The sequence below is a fragment of the Blastochloris tepida genome (assembly GCF_003966715.1).
GTDB classification, from domain to species: Bacteria; Pseudomonadota; Alphaproteobacteria; order Rhizobiales; family Xanthobacteraceae; genus Blastochloris; species Blastochloris tepida.
In genome coordinates, this window is the sequence record NZ_AP018907.1 from 2779937 (window position 1) to 2801091 (window position 21155).

A 21155-nucleotide genomic window follows, 5' to 3' on the forward strand; every position below is an offset into this window, starting at 1 on the left:
TTCCGGCCCGCCTCGTCGTGATCTGTCTGACAATTTGCCGAGGAGTGAGTTGACTCTCACATGGTCGGGCGGCGCGCCACGGCGACCATCGACTTGGCAAGCCAGCGCACCCGGCCCACGAACCGGAACCGGACGTCGCGAAAGCCCGCTTCTTCCAGCAGAGTCGTCAACGTCCGGACTGACCAGAACTTGATGTGCCCGCCGTCCCACAGCACCGTGAAATGATTGTCCATCTTTCCCGTGACGGCCATGGCGACGTTCTTCAGATAGCCGTGATAGGGAGTCGAGACGATACAGTGGCCGCCCGGACGAACCAGATCGAACATGCGCCGCGCATAGAGTCGCGGGTCGATCAGATGTTCGACCACTTCAAGCCCCACTTCAACAGCGGAATTTCGTAAGCTACTGGCCTGACGTAATTTTTGGCGAAATTCGAGGCGGCGTGGCACTACGCCTCGGGCGGCCGCGGCGTTTCAGGGCCGGTTTCGGCGCCGGCTCGGGGTCCGGCGGTTTAGCCTGTCGCGCCCGGGGCGGCAGCGCGATGCGGACACGCCGGAAGAGATCGCTCACCGCCGGTGTCGCGTCGGTGCGCACCAGCCAATCGACCTCGCGGTGACGGAGCCGGACCTGTTGGAGCCGGTCGAGTTCGCGCAGCAGCGCCGCCCATTCCAAAACCCCGTCGTTGTAGAGTTCGTCGAGTTCCGCGCGCATCAACAGCGCCAGGAACGAGCAGAACACGTGGCCCCGGATTGCCGCGTCGGAGGAATGGAAGATCGGCCGGGTGCGCATCACCGCCTTGGCGCGCAGGAACTGTTCCTCGACCTGGAGCAGATCACGATAGCGCAGCACCGCCTGCAGCGGGGTGATCCTGGCGTTGGTGCGCAGCACGAAGATGCCGTCGAAGCGAGCCTCCTCGGCGAGCTTGCCGGGGTCGATCTCGAAGGCCGGCTGACCTTCGGCCTTTTTCGATTTGCGCAGGAAGCGCCGGTACGCCGAGTTGCCGATCAGCGTCTTGTCGCCCTTCTTCAGCTGCGCTTCGAGCCCGGCCACGATCGCTTGGCGATCGGCACGGTCCTTCTCGGCCTCCGCCTCGTTGCGGCATACGATGTACCGAATGCCGGCAACGGTGACCTCCTTGACGAACAACTGGGTCTCGCCGCGCTGGCGTTCGATCAGCAGCGGCACGAAGGGGCGCTCGTCGGCCAGCACCACCGTCTTCACGACGGTGTCGGTGCGCTCGCGGGCGCCGAGGATGTATTCGAGCTTGCGCTCCTCGAGCCCGGCGATGGTCGAAGCCGAGATCATGCCACGGTCGGCGACCACGCACACCCGGCCAATGCGGAAGCGGCCGCGCAGCCGGTCCACCACCGGCAGCAGCGTCGTGACGTCGGCGGTGTTGCCCGGCCACATCTCCGTACAGATTGGCCAGCCGGCACCATCGACCACCAGGGCCAGGATCATCTGGTTGAGGTCGGGCCGGTAATCCTTCGAATAGCCGCGCTCGCCGAGCGTCTCGCCGCCCTCGCCGTAGAACGACAGGCTGGTGGTGTCCATGAACACCACCGACAGGTCGGAGAACAGGTCACGGCGGCGCGCGAACAGCCGTTCCTCGATCTCATCCTTGACACACCTCGGCGCGAGCTCGCCCTCAGCAGCCTTCGCGACCTCCTCGCCGAGCCAGGCCATCGCCCGGTAGAAGTGATGGAGGTCGAGCCCGTCGGTGCCGGGGATGTCGTAGTCGGCCATCCAGGATGCGCAATCGCGGTCGGAGCCGGACACGAACAGCCGGTGCAGGGTAGCGGCGAACACCGCGCGCTCGACCGCGAACTCGAAGGCCCGCTCCTTCAGGAGATCCTCAAGGACGGCGTCGATGCCGAGGCGCTGCCAGACCCGCCCGAACACCAATGGGCCGCCGATGCGTTTGGCGCCGGCCGAGAGCTGGCCCTCAGTGTCCTCGTCGAGCGCTCGCAGCAGCAGGACTTGGTCGGTGAACTTCGCCCCCGACGCCAGGAGCGAGGCCAGGGCACCGGAGGTGGCGAGGTCGTCGACGCGGCCGAGGGTGGCGATGACGGACTGGCGGACGGCGCCGTCGACGCGCTTGCTCTCAACGATCTGGACGTAGGCGCGTCCGCCGGAGCCTTTGAGACGGAAGAACATGGCGGCCTCCGAGGCTGACACTACGGGATCAGACTCGGAGCCATCAATCAAGCTATTTCTAGCGTTCGGCGTGGCACTACGTTTTGCGAAATCGCCGACTCCGCCCCAGCAAAATCAACGGCTTATGACGAAATCGGCCGTTTCACTGTTCAACTCGGGTCAAGGCTGACAACGGCATCGAACTGTCCGTATTTCCCGGCCAAATCATCATAGACCGACGCGCGTTCAAGCCGAAGGTGTGGGAACGCCGCGTTCGCCTCGGCAATCCCCGATTCCGACAGATCGATGCCGGCAACGTCAAAATTCTTCGACAGGTGGTTTGCGACGCTGCCATTCCCGCACCCCAGATCGAAGATTCGAGAGGGCTTGATCTCTCCGAGCACCTGATCGAGGCACGGGACAAGAATATCGTGCGCTGCCGTGTGTGCTGCGGATTTGTAGGCATACTCAGGCGCGTTGTGCACAATCATCGAATTGCTCACACTTGATCGCTGCATCTGCCGGCCGCGGATCCAGGCCGGTACAGGCACGTATCGCGTCCGCTAGCGGCACACCGTTCCGCGCGGCAAATGTCTCGATCTCGATAATCTTCGCATCGACAAGGGTTCGGTACCAAAACCCTTGCAGGACATGGAAGTACCAACCCTCACGCCCATCGAGAAAGCCCAGGCGGAAGACATAGCGATAGAAAAAATAGAGAAGTGCACGCGCGCCGCCTCCAAGCTTCAGATAGAGGTTGTTCTTAAGCGCACGTTTGAGCACCACCTGATCAAGTCCGCTCGACCGCGACACCGACTGGATGGCGAACACACCGTGCCTGTGCGCCAGGATGTCGATGGCTTCGCGGGCAGCGTACCAATTGTGCTTCTCCGTCCACCACCCCAGCGAATTCAGGTTGATGTCATCGATCCTCAACGGGGACTTCGCAACACGGCCCTCGACGATGACGTGTTCGTCCATCCATCGCTGTTCGCAGATGCCCCGCCCTTCGCGCCAGATGCGGAGCTGCCAGATCGGATCCATGCCGCCCCATCTCATCGGGCGGTTCATAAAGTGCAGCCTGCGTCGAACCAGCAGGCCATCGACATCGTCCGGCATTCGAGCGAGAGCCGCGCGGACCGCATCCGGCGCATCCAGCAGCACTTCGTCGGCATCGATCCGCAACAGCCACCCGCCGCGGCCCCGCAAGGATGCAATCGCGAAATTGAGCTGCGTCGCGTGGTTGACGAAGGGATTCACCAGAACCGTTGCGCCGAACCGCCCGGCGATCTCGACCGTGCGGTCCGATGATCCCGAATCGACCACGAGAATGGAATCGCACGCGGCAGCGATGCTTCGCAGGCAGCGCTCGAGGTGCTTCTCCTCGTTGAGCGTCAGGACGATTGCGTGGAGGCTCACGGTACGTCCCGTGTCCGGATGCCTATTTGCCTGGCCGGATTGCCGACGACCACCGCGGCAGGCGCGACGTCGCGCGTAACGACGGCGCGAGAGCCGACCACGGCGAAACCCGAGACAGTCACCCCCGGACCGACGAATGCTTCCGCCGCGATCCAGGCGTGCGCCCCGATCGTGATCGGGCCCACGACGAGCGGAAAGGCGGGGTCGCGGATGTCATGGGTCGCCGCGCAGAGATAGGCACGCTGGCTGACGATGCTGCCATCGCCAAGCGTGATCGGGGCGGCACTATAGCAGTCGACGCCGGCAGCCAGACAACTGCCCTCGCCCATCGTCAAATTCCATGGCGCCCAGATGCGGGCGGACGGATAGGGATGGGCCGCCTTCCCGATCCGCGCGCCGAACATCCGCAACAGAAAACGCCGCCAGCCATGGAGCGGCACCGGCGACCACCGGTAGAGCGTGGATTCGACAATGGTCCACGCCAAGCGCCGGAGCTTGTCGCCCACGCTTGGCGACGGCACGGTCCTCAGGCGGCTGCGAGCGTTCTGCCGCCCGTCCGTGGCAGGCGGGGCGGGCGCAGCCGGCTCAAGCGTCGCCCGCTCAGCCGCGTCTGTCACTGACAATTGCTCCATGTCGGGCTTCGCAAACATCCGGTCACCGTGCCCATTTGTGCCGCGCCCATGTGTGCCGCGCCTGAGTGTGCCGCGCCTGGGCGCAGCGCGATGCCGGACAACATCCCGCAGGCGACGTCACGTGCATCCCGATCAGGCGGTCGCGACGCAGGCGGGCATATTGGTGCCGCGAACCAGCCAGCCATAGACGGCGAGCAGATCGTCGGCCACGCGGTCCCAGGTGAAACGCGTCTCCACCAGCTCCCGGCCGCGGCTGCCGACGATTGCGAGATCGGTGGGCGATCCGAGATGGGTCGCCAGCACCTCGGCGATGTCGTCGGGATCGGTGGTGATTTCGACGGCGGCCCCGGCGGCAAACCCTTCGGGCAGGTTGCACGCCGCGGTCATGAACACCGGCAGCCAATTGGCCCACGCTTCGAGCACCGCCATCGGCAGTCCTTCGGAATAGGAGGCCAGGATGAAGGCTTGGGCGTGCGCCAGCATCGCCGCCTTTTCATCACCGAACAACGGGCCGGGAAACAGGACATCGTCGGCGAGGCCGAGATCGGCGGCCAGGGCCGTGAGGCCTGACGCGTGTCCGCCATCATCCCAGCCGGCCAGCACGAGCCGCCAGCGTGCCGCGGTCGCAGGTGCGCGATGCTTCAGCCGCGCCCAGGCAAGCAGCGTCTCGCGCAGGCCCTTCTTGGGGTGGAGGCGGCCCAGAAACAGCATCACGGCCCGGTCGTCGTCGCCGAGCACCGCGGGGCGCGGCCAGGATGCATCCGGCGGCGGAAGGTCCACGCCGTTGGGGATCAGTGCGACCGGATTGGACAGCCCGAGCGCGCGGATCGACGCGGCTTCCGATGCCGTCAAGGCGTGGAGGCACGCGGCGCCCTCAAGATTGCGCCGCTCATAGAACGCCAGCGCCAGCTTCTTTTTCCAGGCGGAATTGCGAAGCGCCCAGGGATCGAGCATGCCGCGCGGTGTGATCATTACCGGCCGCGATGTACGCCGGCGCCAGCGGGACACCGAGGTCGACCACAGCATCCACAATCCTTGCTGATGCACGATGTCGAAGTCACGCCGCAGAAGGTCGTCGGACAGTTCGGGACAATATCCAAATACAGCCGGTCCAACTGTCTTCGAAACGCACGTTTGGACCGCACCCCACGCGCTGAGATCCGGCTCGGTATACTGGTCACGCACGCCGAACGCAGCGACCTCTACGCCCCGTTGCTGCAGGGCACGCGCGGATGCCCGCACCGAATGGAACAATCCGCCGGCATTGCGCGACAATGACCCGGTCACCAGGGCGACAGAGCCGTCGAAATCCGTCGTCACGCCACGCCCTTGAGTTCCCGCCGGGAGAGCGGTCTTGCCGATCGGCGGATGCTGTTCATCTCAGTCGCCAATCTAAATACGCCCCATAAAACAGAAATGATAAATATATTTTTAACAAACCAATAGTATCCGAAGTGCGTCAACGAATGAATTGACATGCCCAAGGTCGCCGCATAAGCGGCGTAATACTTTATGTTACCACTTCGCGCAAATTTCCAAAATTTTCCCATAAAATAAGCCTGAATCCAGAACGCTGCGCCGCCTAAATACCACCAATCACGGTACGGATGCGTAAACCCGGTGGTCGTTGAGCCAATCTGCTTCTCGTATCCCGCGTACGCAAGAGAGATCTCCTCGAGATCTGCGCCGACCTTCATGTTGCTTTTGACGTCAAAACCCACGATTTGACCTGGTATATAGTTTCTCAGAATTGAATTAAAAAATTCTCCGCCAAGCGTGAACGACCCCGCCTCAGCAATGACGTCCATGAATACAACGGCATTGCGGGTCTCCGATATACTCCGGCTCTTCTCAAAACCATCCGCGACACTGAGCCAATCGATGTCCATGATCTCCTGGAGCGTGGGAATTCTCGTTTCCAGCTTCCCGCTCGCATTGAGCGCGTAGCCGCCACCGAGAGCCCGCAGATGCCCCACGCCGTTGATAAAAAAGAACCCTAGACAGGCTGCCACGACTAAACCCCTCCGGGAAATCGTCCATCCCCGAACGAAATACAACGCGATAAGGCAGCCGAAGACGAGTTGGAAAGTGCTTGCCCGGCGAAAATAAATCAGTACCTCCGGAGCGTATATCATGAGATTTATAGCGAAAATAGCGACAGTTGCGATTGTCGCCCGCCTCAATACCATAGCAAGAGAAAGCACTAAGGATATCGAACCGACAGAAGAGAAGAACGCCATGATAGTTATTGGCCCAGTCCACACGCGACCCACTCGGACCTCATCGGGCTGCGACCCAATCAGTATATGCAACACGGCCGCAAACAGGGTCAGGACCAGGGTCGGCCAGACCAACCCGGCAACCGGCACCTCGAGTAGCTGCACCCGTTTCGGCGCGCCAATAATGCCCTTGCGCCACCCGAGCCATATGGCGCCAAGACACAGCAGCGACATCGCCAAGACGCGCGCTAAGCCCCATTCCGGCAACGTACTATCGTCGAGCAGAGCCGCGGCCTGCGGCAGGAACCAGACGACATACATGGCGGCCGACAGGAACGGGACTTCCATATATCCTTCCCGCCGCTGAAGACCGTCTGCCAGCATGACACCAGCCAGCAGACAGTTGGCCCAGAATAGAACCTCGGTCATGCGGCCGCCCCCTGAAGCGCCAGATCGGCGAGCACCGCGTGGAGCCGGCTGCCGATCTTGTCCAACGTGTGCTCACTAGCGCGCTGGAGCGCGGCCCCCGACATACGCGCCCGCATCGCGCGATCGGCGGCAATCGCGGCGATCGCCTCGGCCAGCGCGACGCCATCGCGCTCCGGCACGATCAGGCCATCCTCGCCATCGACGACCGGCGATCCGGCGGATCGCGTGACGACGCACGGGATGCCGTGCGCAAGGGCTTCGAGCGTCACACTGGCCATGCCCTCGGCAAGTGAGGGCAGGCAGAACACATCCGCCGTGCGGAACTCCTCGGCCATTCGGTCCGGACCGAGGTGGCCGAGAAATGTCAGGTCGGCGCATTCGGGCCGCGCCCGCACACGGTCCGAGGCGAGCCCAGCCACCCGGATTTCGTAGGCCGGATCAAGCGTCCCGAGGATGCGTGCCGCCTCCGCAAGATAGGGCAGGCCCTTGCCGATCCACGCGCGCCCCGCGAACAGGATGCGCTTTGGCACCGGGAGCCCGACCTGAATCGATGCCGCGCCGAGTCCATAGGGGACCCGCGCGACCTTGCCCGGATCGAAGCCACGGAACGCGGCGAGGCCATCGACGACGGTCGCCGATGGACAGAGGAGCAGGTCGGAGATTTCCATGACCGCTTCGATATGGGCGCGAAAGACCTTCGCGGAGCGCCGTAGATCGATTTCCGGCTCCCAATCCGGCCAGCGCGCCCGCTCTTCGATCATGATCTCATGAAATAGAGGTGTTCCCACAATGTCGGTGGCGATCTTCGCCCCTTGCCCCTTCGCCCATCGCAAAAACCCGATGCCGCCATTGCCGCTGGTGTTGAGGACGACATTGGCGCCCGCCAGACCGTGCCGACGCGCCTCCAGGCCGAGCAGCCAGTCCTCGACGCGAAATCTCCTCTCGGTTTCGACGCCGAGTGCGCGAAGGGCAGAGCCGGCGGCCTCGGGAAGAACGGTGGTGCGCACCTTTTCCGGCGGTATGCCCCGAACCGTACGCCGCGCGCGCGGACCAGGATGCCTTTCCAGGATGCGACCGATCAGTCCACCCGGAACACGCCCCTCCGGCCAAGCGGCACTCGTCTGCAGGGCCGCCAGAGCTCCGCGCTGCTCAAGCATGCGAGCGAGCTCGTAGGCGCGGCGCGCGCCCATCTGGACGACCAGGACGCGAAGGGCTGCGGCTTCAGTCGCAGGGTTCACGCGCATGTTCATTTGACAATCGTCCGCATCAACGTCGTAAGTTCCCGCGCCGTCGTCCATGTCGGGATGGCCCACGCCGACACACGCACGTTCGGGTGATGCCGGGCATATGCGACCGCCTGATAGAGGGTGGCCGCCAGGTTCGCGGCGGCGACGCCCCAGACCACCGGCCATTCCAGCCCCAACGCGACGGCAATGCCGAATGCCACCAGGAACCCAACGAGAAAGACGAACTGGCCGATCAGCGGACGGCGCCCATCGCCCTCAGCCTTGAATGCCTCGGTCAAGGCGGCGCGGACCGGCATCAAGGCGAGCGCTATGGTGAGAAACGCTGCGAGCGGACCGGCGCCCGCAAACGCGCTGCCGAACAGGAACGGCACCACGATCGGTGCCGCCACCGCGGTCGCCGCCGCCCCTGCCAGCGAGGCCGCCCAGGTCAGCCGGAACAGCCGCAAGGCCGCCGCCTGCCGGCGGATGGGGTCGGCCTGCTGGACCAGCGCCGGCAGCGCGATCATCTGGATCGCCACCCCGAGAAAGCCCTGGATCGGACCGGCAAGGCTCAGGGCGACGGTGTAGAGCCCGATCCGTTCGGGCGCCTCGGTCTGGATGATGATCAGCTTATCGATCTGCCCCGCCAGAATGCCGACGACGAAGACGCCATGAAAGCTGAGCGCGGTGCCAACCAGATTCTCGCCAATGGCGGGGGCTTTCCCGAACACCGTCCAGGCGCGCGTCACCCACATTCTCACCGCCAGCGCCAGGACAAGACTTGCGACATGCGCGGCGACGAAGCCCCTGATACCCCCGTCGAGCGCATATCCAATCGGAATGAATGCAAGAAAACCGAGCGGGACAAGAAGGCGAAGACCGCTCAATGTCGCGAACCGACGCTCGTCACGAAGCTGGCCCTGGGCGACAGAGGCCATACATAATTCGCACGCCTGAACCAGCCAGAACAGCAGGGTCGCGGCGACGATGAACCCGCCATGCTCCGCCGTGGCGAAATAGATGACCGCACCGCCGACCGGCAGACCGATCGTCAGGGTGGTCAGGATGACGACATAGGCCCGCGAGATCAGGGCCTGCCGATCGCCGGTCGTCGCCAACCTCACGACCAGCGCATCGCCTAGCGACAAGGTCAGAATGCTGGCGAGAAACGGCCCCCAGAACACGATGATGCTGAGGTTTCCCCTGTCGGCCGGGCCGAGTATTCGCGCCGCCAGGACCCCCGTTGCCAAGCCGATGATCAGCCCGAGAAGCGACGACGCAAAACTGATCGTGAAGAACTTGGCCAACGAAATGACGGCGCCCCAAGCTTGAAAATTCCGTCTGATTTAATCGAATACGGTTCTGTATATTTTATCGAAAATATTTTTATAGCGCCAGACAATAAGCTAAATGCTCGGCCAGCCCGGATTTAGGCGATAGTAGGTCTTCACGATTGCCTGGGAAAATTCGTTGTCAGACAAGTACTCCCATCCTGACCCTGGAGAATGCGTAATCTCGCCTATCAGAATTCTTCCTGAGGCCAAATGATAGAGGTCGATTCGGACCAGATCGAACGGTTCTGACAGTCGCTTCGCGATATCAAGCATTTCCGAAAGCTTCTCGGGACGGGCTGCACCCTTGCCGGGCCTGACGCTGAGCGTGCTGTTCAAGGGAGTCCAATCGGGAAGAAACAGATTGCGTCGGTGGCCGGTGTGTCGATTGTGGTCGACCTGGACGAATTGCGGTTCACCCCGAATACAAAAAAACTTGTAGTCTGGCGGACTCTCGCCGCGCTCCCCGAAGAAACCTTCCACAAGAATCGCGCGAGGACCGAGGCCGTACCACCACTCGCCGGCGCTATGACCGTGACCACGATCGAACCAGCGCACGGCCCCCCTCTTCACCTCCTCCAAGCGTTTCGGTGACGGTTCCTCCTGAAGGAAAGCGTTCATGGCTGAGCCATGCGCCGCTTTCAAAACACAAGGTGCCGTCCAGCGGAATTCGGCAAGCTCAGCAGGAGACCGAAGCACCTCGATCAAGTCGGGCAGATGTTGCGAAAGCCCACGCTCACTCACCCAATCGCGCATCAGCAGCTTGGAGCCTGTGACCACCAATAGATCCCCGAGGGAGGAGCCGCGCTTGATGTTGAGCTTGCGCCACGCATGTAAATCATTGAGGTTACGCGGCCTGAAAATATTAGGAATTTTGCCCGTGGCACGCAAATGCAGCAACGGCACGCGGATATGCGAAGGCAGCGTGTCGAACAACTGATGCGCCAAACTATTCATCGCCGAATTTCCTTTATGACGCGGACGTACAATCTTGCTCCGCCACCCCCTCGCCCGGCTTCATGATGAAGAAATTCGTCGCTGTCGCCAGCGCGCCGGGGAGCAACCGGTGGAGGATCATGAAGCTGCGATAAAGGAACGCATTGCCGAAATAGTACGACGGTTCGGCGCTGTCGTTGAAATGAAACACCGTGCAGCCGGGAAACAGGTTCCGGATCTGGCCAATGCTGTTCATACGGTAGACCGTGGGGAACACGTCCAGCGCCTTGCGGTCGGGCTGCACCGATCGCAGCGCGCCCGCGTGATGCCGGTTCGGCACGAGGCTGCTGACCATGCGCACGTAGCCGAACCGGTTCGGCGTCCTGGCGCACACATACCCGCCCGGCCGCAGAATTCGGATGAGCTCACCAGCGACGAACGGCGCATCCTCGATATGTTCGAAGGTCATGTCGGAGACGATGACGTCGAAACTCCCGTCGTCGAACGGCAGCCTCTCACCGGGCTTGATCACCACTTGGCGGTCCGAGGCGGGGTGTGTCGTGACGATTTCGTCCACGTCGCAGGCTGTGACCTGCGCGCCGCCCACTCGCAGGTCGCGCAGGTGCCGCCGATAGACGGAGCGGTCATCGACCAATGCGGCGCCGCGCCCCGCGCCGAAGTCGAGAACCTGCCGTGCCCCGGTCTTCAACAGAATGGCGTGGACAAACCCATAAAACTTCACGGTTCCGTCCAGCGCCGTGAAGCCATCGACGCCCTTCTCGCTGTGAATGCGGTGCGTGAAGTCCGTCATCAAAAATTCCTCATCGGTCCGATCCGCCCTGCCGGCCGGTCCCGCGAACGTCGCGTGATCTCTGATCCACGATCTTCCCGCATCGGCGCTTGAGCCTGCGCCCCACGCTACCGCACTTCGGGTGAAGCGCTTCGGCTTCAGCCGTTGAGGTGCCGGGCGGCGCGCGAGGCGGGGCCGTGGCGGGCTGCGGCCGGCGGACCGGCAGCAGCGTCTGGTGAGGCCAAAGTCTCGGCCCGGGACGGATGAAAGCTGCCGGCGAACGCGCCGCCGCCTCTGCCTTTCATCCACGCGAAATCAGTTGCCTCCCGCCATGGCGTCGCCCGGCATCGCGGTGCGCATCACGCCCGCACCTCCTTGAGCTCGCGCCACGCCTGGGCGATGGCGTCCTCGGCGACACGCTCGCCGAACAGCACCATCGGGATGGTTCCCAGCAGGATGCGGAGATCGAGGGCGAGCGAGGCGTTCCGGACGTACCAGACGTCCAGCGCCGCCTTGTCCTCGGCGGAAATGATGCGGCCGCCTTTGATCTGCGCCCAACCAGTGAGGCCGGGCCGCACCAGCAGCCGCGCAGAATGACCGGCCGGCTGGTCGACCGGCAACAGCGGCCGCGGCCCGACGAACGACATGTGGCCGAGCAGGATGCTGAACAGTTGCGGCAGCTCATCGAGCCGGGTCCGCCGCAGCAGATGGCCGAGGGCCGATACCCGCTCGGCATCCGACCGGCGCCGGCCGCTGGCGTCGTGCGCCGCGCCCATGGTGCGGAACTTGTAGACGCGGAACGGGCGGCCGCGACGCCCCGGCCGCTGCTGCCAGAACAGGACGGGCGAGCCCACGTCCGCGGCGACGGCGAGCGCCACGACCGCCATCACCGGCGCCAGGACAAGCAACAGTATCGACGACGCGGCGATATCGATGAGGCGCTTGACGGCCCAGTAGCGTGACCGCGGGAAGGGCCACACGCTGGCACTGAGGCGCGCGTGCGGAGCCAGCGAGGCGGTCGGTGCCAGCGGTGCGGCGGCCGGCTGCGACGGCGCAGCGGCCTGTTCATCGCCAGCCTGGACATCGAGGCCCATCTTCTGGTCGAGGAATTCGAGCGCGATGTCGGAGCCGGCCTCAAGCGCCAGCAGCGCGTGCTGCGCCGCCTTCGACATCTCCTTGAACGGCAGGGCGACGACGACGCGGTCGACGAACACGCCGTGGACCTCCAGCGTGCGGATGACCTCCGACACCTGCTCGGCCGTGCCGAGCACCGGGTGGGTGATCAGCACCCGCCCGACATCGCCGTGCGGATCGAGCACGCCGGCGACGTGAATGCGGTCCGGCGCGAAATCGGCGACGCAGTGCAGATAGAGCTCAGCCAGCCGCGTCAGGCCGACCACCAGCACGGTCTCCGACTGATCGTGCAGCGCCACCGCGCGCACGCGGGCCATCCGGCGCTGGCGGGCGTGCCACGTGCGCACGGCAATCCGCGCGCCGATGAGAACCACCATGATCAGCAGCGCCTGGATGATCGGTAGCGCGCGCGGCGTACCGTCGAGCCGGGTCATGACGAAGGTGAAGGCGACCGCGCCGACCACCATGGCGCCGGTGGCGGCCACGATGTCGATGTAGTTGCGCATCGAGCTGTATTTCCACACCGCCCGCGTCACCCCGAACAGCGGAAGCGCGATGAGGGCGACGCCGAGCGTCGCCAGGAGGTAGGGCAGCACGGCCTCGAAGCGATCCTCCGAGAACTCCAGGTTGTCTCGCAGCAGAATCGCAAATACAGTCGCCGCCACGATCAGCAACAGATCGATGGCCAGAATGTATGCCGATCGCATCGAATGCCCCCGTCCCCATGGCGCCCGAGGCCGCAACTCGCTCAGGTAGCGTTTGCCGGCTGACACAACCAAAAATCCGCAATCGCTGCAACATAAAATTTGTTTCATCCCCTTTTTGGTGCATTTCCGCCGCCGGCAACAACCTTCGGAGGCAACCGGGAACCGCCACCTTCCGACCCGTTCGGGCTTGCCTTGGGGCGCCGGCAGCCGAATCAGGCGGCGACGGCGCCACCGTCCGGCCGGCAGGCGCGGTTTCTCCGGCGGGCAGATTGGCCGAAACTGCGGACGTGACTCCGCCTCTCCGCACGCTTAAATTGCGGCCGCCATTCGCCCGCCGGCGGTGCGGCGGGGGCGCACGACCGGCAGGCGTGACGCCTGGCCGTCGTGGCGGTTGGTCGTCGTAACGGTTGGCAATCCTGACGCACGGCAGCCGTGTTGGAGGCGATGACGCTGACGGAAATGGCGCAGGCGATGACGCCGGAGACGACGGCGCCGGAGGCGTCCACGCCGAAGGCAATGACGTTGAAGGCGACGACCTTGAAATCAAGGATGAGGACGAACGCGCGATGGAAGCTTTAGAACGAAGCGACTGCGCAACCACGGCGGCCCCCGGCTTCGCAGCCGGCACTCTGACCGGGCCGGCGGCCGACAATGTGCCGTTGGGCGCGCGCTGGTATGTCGGCCACACGCTGCCGCGGAAGGAGGTGCTGGCGCGCACCAATCTGCAGCAGCAGGGATTTGCCGCCTATCTGCCGCGGATCCTGACCACAAGGCGCCACGCCCGGCGCTTCGAGGTGGTCAAGACGGCGCTGTTTCCGCGCTACATCTTCATCCGGCTCGATCTGACGCGCGACCGCTGGCGGTCGGTGAACGGCACGATCGGCATTTCGCACATCGTGTCGTCGGGCGACCTGCCCTGCCCGGTTCCGGCCGGCATCGTCGAGGAGCTGAGCCGCCTGACCGGCGACGACGACGTCGTCCATTTCGAGCCGGAGCTGGCGCCGGGCGATCGGGTGCGGCTGACCGGCGGCCCATTCACCGGCGGGCTCGGCGTGCTGGAGCAGCTCGACGCCAGGGGGCGGGTGGAGATCCTGCTCGAGCTGCTCAACGGCACCGTCCGTCTCAAGGTGGCGCGCGAGCTGATCGAGCCCGTTCGCTGACACCCTGAGTGCTGCGGCCCCCTTTTGCCGCGCGGTCCGAGCCGGTACCCTGGCGCGGCGCGGCCGGCCGGTTCGCGCCTGCGCCGGCCGGCGCGGATGACGCTGACGCAAGGGGACAGCCGTGCAGGACACGAGGGCGGATCAGGCGCACGGCACCCGGCTGGTCATCGAGCGGGCGATCATCCTGGCGCTGCTGGGCGGGCTGCTCGCCGGCGTGGCGCTGATCCTGCGCCCGTTCATCACCGCCATCCTGTTCGGCGGCACGCTGGCGATCGCCGCGTGGCCGCTGCGCGCCTTTATGGTTCGCCACGGCGTCCGGCCGGGCCTCGCCGCCTCGCTGCTGCTGGGGGTGGCGCTGGTGGTGATCGTGGTGCCGATCGTCGTGCTCGTTCCGAGCCTGTCGCAGCAGGTCGCCACCGCCACCGGCTTCGTGCACGATTTCACCGCCAATCCGCCGCCGGCACCGGCGTTCCTCGCCCGCATTCCGCTCGTTGGATCCGACCTCGAATCGGCCTGGACGCGCATCATCGATGGCCAGGGCGATTTCCGCACCCTCGTCGCGCCCTACGCCGAAACACTGCGCGGCTTCATGCTGGATGCCGCCAAGGCGCTGGCCGACAGCGTGCTGCAGCTCGTGCTGTCCTTGATCGTCGCCACCATGTTCTGGGCAAGCGGCGACACGATCGGCGCGGCGATGCGCGACATTCTCGACCGGCTCGGTGGCGAGGCGGCGACGCGGTCGCTGGAGGTGGCGGTGGGCGCGGTGGCCGGCGTCGCCTATGGCGTGGTCGGCACCGCGGTGGTGCAGAGCGTGGTGATGGCGGTGGGTCTGGCGATTGCCGGCGTGCCGGGCGTGGCGCTCTTGAGCTTCCTCACGCTGCTGTTCGCCATCAGCCAGATCGGCGCCGTGCTGATGGTCTTCGTGTGGGGCGGCGCGGCGTGGTGGCTGTTCGAGGGCGGCGCCACCGGCTGGGCCGTGTTCATGGTGGTGTGGGGCCTGTTCGTCGGCACGGTGGACAATTTCGTGCGGCCCTGGCTGATCAGCTTCGGCGTCAAGATGCCGTTGGCGCTGGTCATTCTCGGCGTGTTCGGCGGCTTCGTCTCGTTCGGCTTTCTGGGGCTGTTCATCGGCCCGAGCCTGCTCGCCGTGCTGTTCACGCTGCTCGACCAGTGGCGCCGCCACGGCGACGACCGGGTGCCGGCCGCGCCCTGAACCGCACGACATCCGCCGGGTGAAAACGCATCCCAAGCTCGCTCAACGTCACCCCTCATACGGTTTCCGGTTGATCCCTTCGGGATACCGGAAACGGTCTCACCGAAAACTCCTTGAGTTGGAATGGATTTTTCTGCGATCGGAATACGGCTCGAAGGCTTGATCAGCCGGAAACCGTATCACCCGCCTCGCGATCTGATGATCGTCCCCTCTCCCACAAGGGGAGAGGGAAGAAGAAAGGCGAGCCGACCGACCGCAAACCGCATCAATCGATGATGTGGTAGCCGCCATCGACATAGAGCGTCTCGCCGGTGATCAGGCGGGCGGCATCGTGGGCCAGGAACGCCGTGGCGAGGCCGACATCGTCGATTGTGACGAGCTGGCGGGCCGGCGCCTTGGTGCGGGCCTTCTCCAGGAGTTCGTCGAACTCGGGAATGCCGGAGGCGGCGCGGGTGGCAAGGGGGCCCGGCGAGATGGCATGCACGCGGATGCCGCCGGGGCCGAGCTCGGCGGCGAGGTAGCGCACCGCCGCCTCCAGCGCCGCCTTGGCCACGCCCATGATGTTGTAGTGCTCCACCACCATCTGGCTGCCGTAATAGGTCATGGTGAACAGCGCGCCGCCATGGGTCATCAACGGCTCGGCGAGGTGCGCCATGCGGATGAACGACCAGCACGAAATGTCCATGGTGGTGAGGAAGCCGTCGCGGCCGACATCGATCACCCGGCCGCCCAGCGCCTCCTTCGGCGAAAACGCGATCGAGTGCACCACGAAATCGAGCCGGCCCCAGGTCTTGGCGATCGTCTCGAACACCGCCTCCATCTCGCCCGGCTTGGCGACATCGAGCGGCATGAAGATCGGCGCCTCGACCTCGCGCGCCAGCGGCTCGACATGGGGCTTGGCCTTGTCGTTGAGATAGGTGACGGCGATCTCGGCGCCGAGCGCGCGGAACGCCTTGGCGCAGCCCCAGGCGATCGACTGGTCGTTGGCGATGCCGACGATCAGGCCGCGGCGGCCCTCATGGATGCGGACCTTGTAGGCGGGGATCATGGCTGGTCCTTCTCACATATGGTTTCCGGTTGATCCCTTCGGGATCCCGGAAACGGTCTCGCCGAGAAATCCTTGAACCGATGGGGATTTTTCGGCGACCGGAATACGGCTCGAAGGCTTGATCGGCCAAGAAGCCGTGTCACGCGTTCTTTTTCGCCGTCACCACGGCGAGCGTGTGGCGGGCGATCATCGATTCCTCGTCGGTCGGAACGACCAGCACGGGGATGCGGCTGTCGGGCGCCGAGATGCGCAGGTTGCGCCGCGCATTGGCGGTCGGATCGAGCTTGATCCCAAGCCAAGCGAGCCGTTCGGCGACGCGGGCGCGGATCGAGGCCGAGTTCTCGCCGATGCCGGCGGTAAACACGAAGGCATCGAGCCCGCCGAGTGCTGCCGCCAGCATGCCGGTGGAGAGCGCGACCCGGTAGACGAAATAGTCGACGGCGAAGGCCGCGCGCGGATCGTCGCTGGCCTCAAGCTCGCGCATGTCGTTGCTGATGCCGGACAGGCCCTTGAGGCCGCAGTCGTGATAGAGGAAGCGCTCGATGGCCGCGGCATCCCAGCCCTTACCGGACATCAGGTGCAAGATCACGCCGGGGTCGATCTGCCCCGGCCTTGTGCCCATCGGCAGGCCGTCGAGGCCGGTGAAGCTCATCGTGCTGTCGATGCTGCGTCCATTCTCAAGCGCGCACATCGAGGCGCCGCTGCCGAGATGGGCGACGATCACCTTGCCGCGGGCAATGTCGGGCGCCACCTCCGGCAGGCGGGTGGCGATGTACTCATAAGAGAGGCCGTGGAAGCCGTAGCGGCGCACGCCTTCCTCATAGAGCGCCAGCGGAATGGCGAAGTGGTCGGCCAGCGGACCGTGGCCGCGATGGAAGGCGGTGTCGAAGCAGGCAACCTGGGGCAGATCGGGCCGGCGCGCCGCCAGCACGCGGATCGGCGCCAGATTGTGCGGCTGGTGCAGCGGCGCCAGCGGAATGCAGCGCTCCAGCGCCGCCAGCACCTCGGGCGTCACCAGCCGCGGCTGATCGCCGGCCGGGCCGCCATGCACGACGCGGTGGCCGACCGCGAACAGATCGACGTGCTGCTGCGTGCTGCGCAGCCAGTCGGCGGCGAAAGTCATGGCCGTTGCCATATCCGGCATCTCGTCGGTCGAGAAGGTCCGGTCGGTCGCCACCGAGCCATCCCAATTGACGGCGCGCAGCCGCGGGCGCGAGCCGACGCCATCCACCTGCCCCTTGAGCTGGCGCTTGAGGCCCGTCGCGCCTTGCTGCGGATGGACTTCGAACACTTGGAACTTGAGGCTGGAGGAGCCGGAATTGATGACGAGGACGGTTTCCATCTGGTCTATCCGGGCGCCACGGTGAGGGTATGCCGGCGCGCATGGGCATAGAGCACGGCGACGGCGCAGGAGGCCATGCGCGTGCGCACCGAATCGGCGCGCGAGGTGAGGATGATCGGCACGCGCGCACCCAGCACGATGCCGGCGGCATCGGCGCGGGCGAGGAAGGTGAGGTTCTTGGCCAGCATGTTGCCGGCTTCGAGATTGGGCACCACCAGGATCTGGGCGCGCCCAGCCACCTCGGAGCGGATGCCCTTGATCTTCGCCGCCTCGGGGTCGATGGCATTGTCGAAGGCGAGCGGCCCGTCGAGAATGCCGCCGGTGATCTGGCCGCGCTCGGCCATCTTGCACAGCGCCGCGGATTCGATGGTCGAGGGGATCTTGGTGGTCACCGTCTCGACCGCCGACAACAGCGCCACGCGCGGCGTGCCAAGCCCGATCTGAGTGTAGAGGTCGATGACGTTCTGGACGATGTCGCGCTTGGCATCGAGATCGGGCTCGATGTTGATCGCCGCGTCGGTGATGAACAGCGTCTCGGGATAGGTCGGCACGTCCATGATGAAGACGTGGCTGATCCGCCGCTCGGTGCGCAGGCCGGTGGCGGTGGCGGCGACGGCGCGCATCAGCTCGTCGGTATGAAGGCTGCCCTTCATCAAGAGCTCGCCCCGCCCCTCGCGGATCAGCTCGACCGCCTTCTGCGCGGCGGCCTCGCTGTGGGGGGTGTCGACCAGTTCGAAAGCACTGACATTGAGCCCGTGCGCCTTGGCCACCGCGGCGATCTTCGCCTTCGGCCCGACCAGGATCGGCACGATGATGCCGGCCTCGGCCGCCTCGACCGCGCCGCGCAGCGAGGTCTCGTCGCAAGGGTGGGCGACCACGGTATTGATCGGCTGCTGTTCCCTGGCGAGCGCGATCAGCCGCTCATACTTGGCGTGGCGCGGATGCACCACGGGCGCAGCCTCGGCTTCCGCCTCCGGCGCGTCGTTTGCGATCGAGACGTCGGACACGGTCATGGACCTCGCCTCCCTGTTATGCCGGCGGTCCGGGATAATGACGCGCCGGACCGCCGCGTCTTGGCCGGCGGCCGCTCAGACGCTTCGAAGGAACGGCTTGCCGCCTCCCGACGTCACCTCCTTCAGCGCCGGCCCGCCTTCGAAGATGCGGGCGATACGCTGCAGCCGCTCCTTCGACTCGCCGTCGATGTCGCCCGCCGCCGCCAGGACCTCGCGGATGAGCGCCATCGCCTTGGCGCGCGCTGCGGCATCCTGCGGCAGCATCTCCGGCAGCGCCGCGATGGCACCGTCGGGATCGATCAGCAGCAGGAAGAACTGCTCGCGCACCAGCGCTTTGAAGTCCTGCAGCGAGATCGGCGGCATGTCGCCCTGGCTGCGCCGGATGCGGCGCACCATCTCGAAGCCGCGCTCATCCACCGACGCCCGCGGCATGCCGATATAGACCAGCGCGCGCACCACCGCCTCGCGCAGACCGCCTTCGGCGATGCGCGATTTCAGCTCGGCGATCCGCCGCTCCACCAGCTCGCGGTACAGCGCGCTCTTGCCGGCCTTGCGCAGCGGGCGTTCGGACGACGGATCGATGCCGACCATCGCCTGCACGGCCGGCGAGCCGTAGATCGCCTTGAACAGCGCCTCGCTGAAGCTGTCGCGGGCGTCGCGCCAGGCATTGAGCCCGGCGATGATCTGGCGCGACATGGTCTCCTGCAGCGTGAGGAACGGATTGTCCTTGCCGGCCTCGACCCGGTTTTCGCGCACCAGACCGGCCGCCGGCGCCAGCATCGCCGCCAGCGGATTGGCGTCGGACAGCGCCTCGTACTGGACCCGCAGCGGGTGCAGGCGGTGCATCAGGTCGGCCGCCTGCTCGTTCACCGCGGCACGCACGAAGGGCTGGGCGAAGGTCTTGTAGAGCGCCAGATTGATCTCCGACACCCGCGCCGCCGCGGCGAAGCTGCGGTCGTCGGCGACGTCATTGCCGCCCAGCGCGCGGATGTCGTCGAGGGTGCGCGCCTCGCAGCGCATGATCCAGTCGCCGTGCGCCAGATCCGGGTTCGCGGTGTCGGCGGACTTCGACTCGAACACGGCTTCATAAAGACCGGGCGGCAGCACGTCGATGAGGTCGATGTTGCTGGCGAACTCGCCATGCTCCTTGCGGGCGACGCCGCCGGACACGAAAATGCCGAGGTGGCCGACCTTCTCGTGCACCGAATAGACAATCGTCTGGCCGTAGGAGCGGATCTCGTCGACATCGTCATAGAGGTCGAGGATCCAGCCCAACGCCTGCTGCGGCGGGGTGATGTTGTCGCCCTTCGAGCAGAACACGATGATCGGCGAGCGGATGTTGCGCAGGTCGATCGCCGTGCCGTTCGACGACTTGACCTCGCCGGCGGCGAGCTTGTTGCCGACGAACAGCTCATCGACGATGAACTGCATCTCCTCGGCATTGAGATTGACGTGGCCGCCCCACCAGCGCTCGAAGCCGAGATAGTGCGGCGCCTCGGTGTCGATCTTGGCGAACAGATTGTACGGCTTGGTCCACAGCGTGTTGGCGGGGTTGAGGTTCTCGAAGTTCTGCACCAGCCAGGCGCCGTCGAACCGCCCGTGGCCGAGATCGCCGGTCAAGGCCGTGAGCCAGCTTCCGCCGAGCAGGCCGCCGGAATAGCGCATCGGGTTGAGGCCGCTCTGGCCGGTCCAGTAGGACAGCGGCGAGCCGGCGACGATGATCGGGCCGAACAGGTCCGGCGCCACCGCGGCCAGCATCATCACCGCCCAGCCGGCTTGGCAGTTGCCGACGACGCACGGCCTGCCGTCGACGCCGGGGTGCCGCTCGATCACCGTCTTGAGAAAGACCGCCTCGGCGCGAGCGATGTCCTCGATGGTCTGGCCCGGCATCGGGTCGGGCAGGAAGCCGACGAAATAACAAGGATGGCCGGCGCGCAGCGCCACGCCGATCTCGCTGTCGGCCTTGAAACCGCCGATACCCGGCCCGTGGCCGGCGCGCGGATCGAAGACCACGAACGGCCGAAGCGTGGGATCGATCGTCACGCCTTCGGGCGGGATGATGCGCGCCAGCCCGTAATTGACCGGCCGCTCCAGCGTGCGCCCATCGACGACCAGCTCGGCCTCATAGTCGAGCACGTGGGGCGCGGCCATCGCCATGTGCTCGCGGTAGCCATTGCCGCGCTGGCGCATGACGTCCCAGAACAGCACCGTGCGCTGGGACAGGTCGACCATGTATTCGAACGCGGCGGCCATGGGATTGAGCGCCACCGCCATCGGATCGTGCACGAGCGCGTAGCGGCTTCCGCCCGGGCTGGGAGCGGTCTCGGAGGGTGCTGTGTCGGAGCGTTCGGCCGGGCTGCCCGCCGCCGATCTGACGAGGGCCGCCCCCTGGCCCGAAACCCGGTCTGAACTTTGGGCCG

General features: G+C 65.5%; 16 protein-coding genes and 2 pseudogenes. 2 read left to right on the plus strand and 16 right to left on the minus strand.

What is annotated here, in order from left to right:
• Positions 1-56 precede the first annotated feature (56 nt).
• The 12 genes and pseudogenes from BLTE_RS12660 to BLTE_RS18340 all read right to left on the minus strand — a co-directional run.
• A pseudogene (locus BLTE_RS12660) lies at positions 57-380 on the minus strand (methyltransferase domain-containing protein); the annotation flags it as partial.
• Between the two features lie 151 nt (positions 381-531).
• A pseudogene (locus BLTE_RS12665) lies at positions 532-2157 on the minus strand (IS1634 family transposase); the annotation flags it as partial.
• A 149-nt stretch (positions 2158-2306) separates the two neighbouring features.
• A complete protein-coding gene (locus tag BLTE_RS12670; protein ID WP_160140605.1) occupies positions 2307-2627 on the minus strand; it encodes a class I SAM-dependent methyltransferase in 321 nt (106 codons plus the stop codon).
• Complete coding sequence (locus tag BLTE_RS12675; protein WP_126401048.1) at positions 2605-3555, minus strand: glycosyltransferase family 2 protein; 951 nt, start codon at positions 3553-3555, stop codon at positions 2605-2607. Before BLTE_RS12675 ends, BLTE_RS12670 begins: the two co-directional genes overlap by 23 nt.
• The gene (locus BLTE_RS12680) at positions 3552-4205 is read right to left on the minus strand and encodes an LbetaH domain-containing protein (protein WP_244599985.1); all 654 of its coding nucleotides are present in this window, start codon (positions 4203-4205) and stop codon (positions 3552-3554) included. Before BLTE_RS12680 ends, BLTE_RS12675 begins: the two co-directional genes overlap by 4 nt.
• A gap of 114 nt (positions 4206-4319) precedes the next feature.
• Positions 4320-5507 (minus strand): glycosyltransferase, encoded by a 1188-nt coding sequence (locus tag BLTE_RS12685; protein ID WP_126401049.1) that lies wholly within the window; start codon positions 5505-5507, stop codon positions 4320-4322.
• Positions 5504-6835, minus strand: coding sequence for a hypothetical protein (locus tag BLTE_RS12690; protein WP_126401050.1), 1332 nt, complete (start codon positions 6833-6835; stop codon positions 5504-5506). Before BLTE_RS12690 ends, BLTE_RS12685 begins: the two co-directional genes overlap by 4 nt.
• Complete coding sequence (locus tag BLTE_RS12695) at positions 6832-8085, minus strand: glycosyltransferase family 4 protein (RefSeq protein ID WP_160140606.1); 1254 nt, start codon at positions 8083-8085, stop codon at positions 6832-6834. Before BLTE_RS12695 ends, BLTE_RS12690 begins: the two co-directional genes overlap by 4 nt.
• The gene (locus tag BLTE_RS12700) at positions 8082-9368 is read right to left on the minus strand and encodes a lipopolysaccharide biosynthesis protein (RefSeq protein ID WP_160140607.1); all 1287 of its coding nucleotides are present in this window, start codon (positions 9366-9368) and stop codon (positions 8082-8084) included. Before BLTE_RS12700 ends, BLTE_RS12695 begins: the two co-directional genes overlap by 4 nt.
• A gap of 99 nt (positions 9369-9467) precedes the next feature.
• The gene (locus BLTE_RS12705; protein WP_126401053.1) at positions 9468-10349 is read right to left on the minus strand and encodes an ATP-grasp fold amidoligase family protein; all 882 of its coding nucleotides are present in this window, start codon (positions 10347-10349) and stop codon (positions 9468-9470) included.
• 13 nt (positions 10350-10362) lie between these two features.
• Positions 10363-11139 (minus strand): class I SAM-dependent methyltransferase, encoded by a 777-nt coding sequence (locus tag BLTE_RS12710; RefSeq protein WP_126401054.1) that lies wholly within the window; start codon positions 11137-11139, stop codon positions 10363-10365.
• Between the two features lie 338 nt (positions 11140-11477).
• A complete protein-coding gene (locus tag BLTE_RS18340; RefSeq protein ID WP_197723234.1) occupies positions 11478-12959 on the minus strand; it encodes a sugar transferase in 1482 nt (493 codons plus the stop codon).
• Positions 12960-13525: 566 nt separating this feature from the next.
• Between BLTE_RS18340 and nusG the strand changes: the two genes are divergently transcribed.
• A complete protein-coding gene (nusG, locus tag BLTE_RS12720) occupies positions 13526-14119 on the plus strand; it encodes a transcription termination/antitermination protein NusG (RefSeq protein WP_126401055.1) in 594 nt (197 codons plus the stop codon).
• A gap of 121 nt (positions 14120-14240) precedes the next feature.
• Positions 14241-15332 (plus strand): AI-2E family transporter, encoded by a 1092-nt coding sequence (locus tag BLTE_RS12725; RefSeq protein WP_126401056.1) that lies wholly within the window; start codon positions 14241-14243, stop codon positions 15330-15332.
• A gap of 265 nt (positions 15333-15597) precedes the next feature.
• Here BLTE_RS12725 and fabI read toward each other — a convergent pair whose 3' ends face one another.
• The 4 genes from fabI to BLTE_RS12745 form a co-directional block, all read right to left on the minus strand.
• A complete protein-coding gene (gene fabI, locus BLTE_RS12730; RefSeq protein ID WP_126401057.1) occupies positions 15598-16380 on the minus strand; it encodes an enoyl-ACP reductase FabI in 783 nt (260 codons plus the stop codon).
• Between the two features lie 139 nt (positions 16381-16519).
• Entirely contained in the window at positions 16520-17722 is a 1203-nt protein-coding gene (locus BLTE_RS12735) for an acetate/propionate family kinase (protein ID WP_126401058.1), read from the minus strand.
• Between the two features lie 5 nt (positions 17723-17727).
• Complete coding sequence (locus BLTE_RS12740; protein ID WP_126401059.1) at positions 17728-18735, minus strand: phosphate acetyltransferase; 1008 nt, start codon at positions 18733-18735, stop codon at positions 17728-17730.
• Positions 18736-18810: 75 nt separating this feature from the next.
• On the minus strand, positions 18811-21009 hold the full coding sequence (locus BLTE_RS12745) for a DUF3141 domain-containing protein (protein ID WP_126402194.1): 2199 nt from the start codon (positions 21007-21009) through the stop codon (positions 18811-18813).
• Between the last annotated feature and the right edge of the window lie 146 nt (positions 21010-21155).

Excerpts from the sequence above, each read along its gene's own strand:
- BLTE_RS18340 (WP_197723234.1), bottom strand. The coding sequence starts at position 12,959 with ATGCGATCGGCATACATTCTGGCCATCGATCTGTTGCTGATCGTGGCG.
- BLTE_RS12740 (WP_126401059.1), bottom strand. The coding sequence starts at position 18,735 with ATGACCGTGTCCGACGTCTCGATCGCAAACGACGCGCCGGAGGCGGAA.
- BLTE_RS12710 (WP_126401054.1), bottom strand. The coding sequence starts at position 11,139 with ATGACGGACTTCACGCACCGCATTCACAGCGAGAAGGGCGTCGATGGC.
- BLTE_RS12705 (WP_126401053.1), bottom strand. The coding sequence starts at position 10,349 with ATGAATAGTTTGGCGCATCAGTTGTTCGACACGCTGCCTTCGCATATC.
- nusG (WP_126401055.1), top strand. The coding sequence starts at position 13,526 with ATGGAAGCTTTAGAACGAAGCGACTGCGCAACCACGGCGGCCCCCGGC.
- BLTE_RS12735 (WP_126401058.1), bottom strand. The coding sequence starts at position 17,722 with ATGGAAACCGTCCTCGTCATCAATTCCGGCTCCTCCAGCCTCAAGTTC.
- BLTE_RS12680 (WP_244599985.1), bottom strand. The coding sequence starts at position 4,205 with ATGTTTGCGAAGCCCGACATGGAGCAATTGTCAGTGACAGACGCGGCT.
- fabI (WP_126401057.1), bottom strand. The coding sequence starts at position 16,380 with ATGATCCCCGCCTACAAGGTCCGCATCCATGAGGGCCGCCGCGGCCTG.
- BLTE_RS12745 (WP_126402194.1), bottom strand. The coding sequence starts at position 21,009 with ATGGCGGTGGCGCTCAATCCCATGGCCGCCGCGTTCGAATACATGGTC.
- BLTE_RS12695 (WP_160140606.1), bottom strand. The coding sequence starts at position 8,085 with ATGAACATGCGCGTGAACCCTGCGACTGAAGCCGCAGCCCTTCGCGTC.
- BLTE_RS12690 (WP_126401050.1), bottom strand. The coding sequence starts at position 6,835 with ATGACCGAGGTTCTATTCTGGGCCAACTGTCTGCTGGCTGGTGTCATG.
- BLTE_RS12670 (WP_160140605.1), bottom strand. The coding sequence starts at position 2,627 with ATGATTGTGCACAACGCGCCTGAGTATGCCTACAAATCCGCAGCACAC.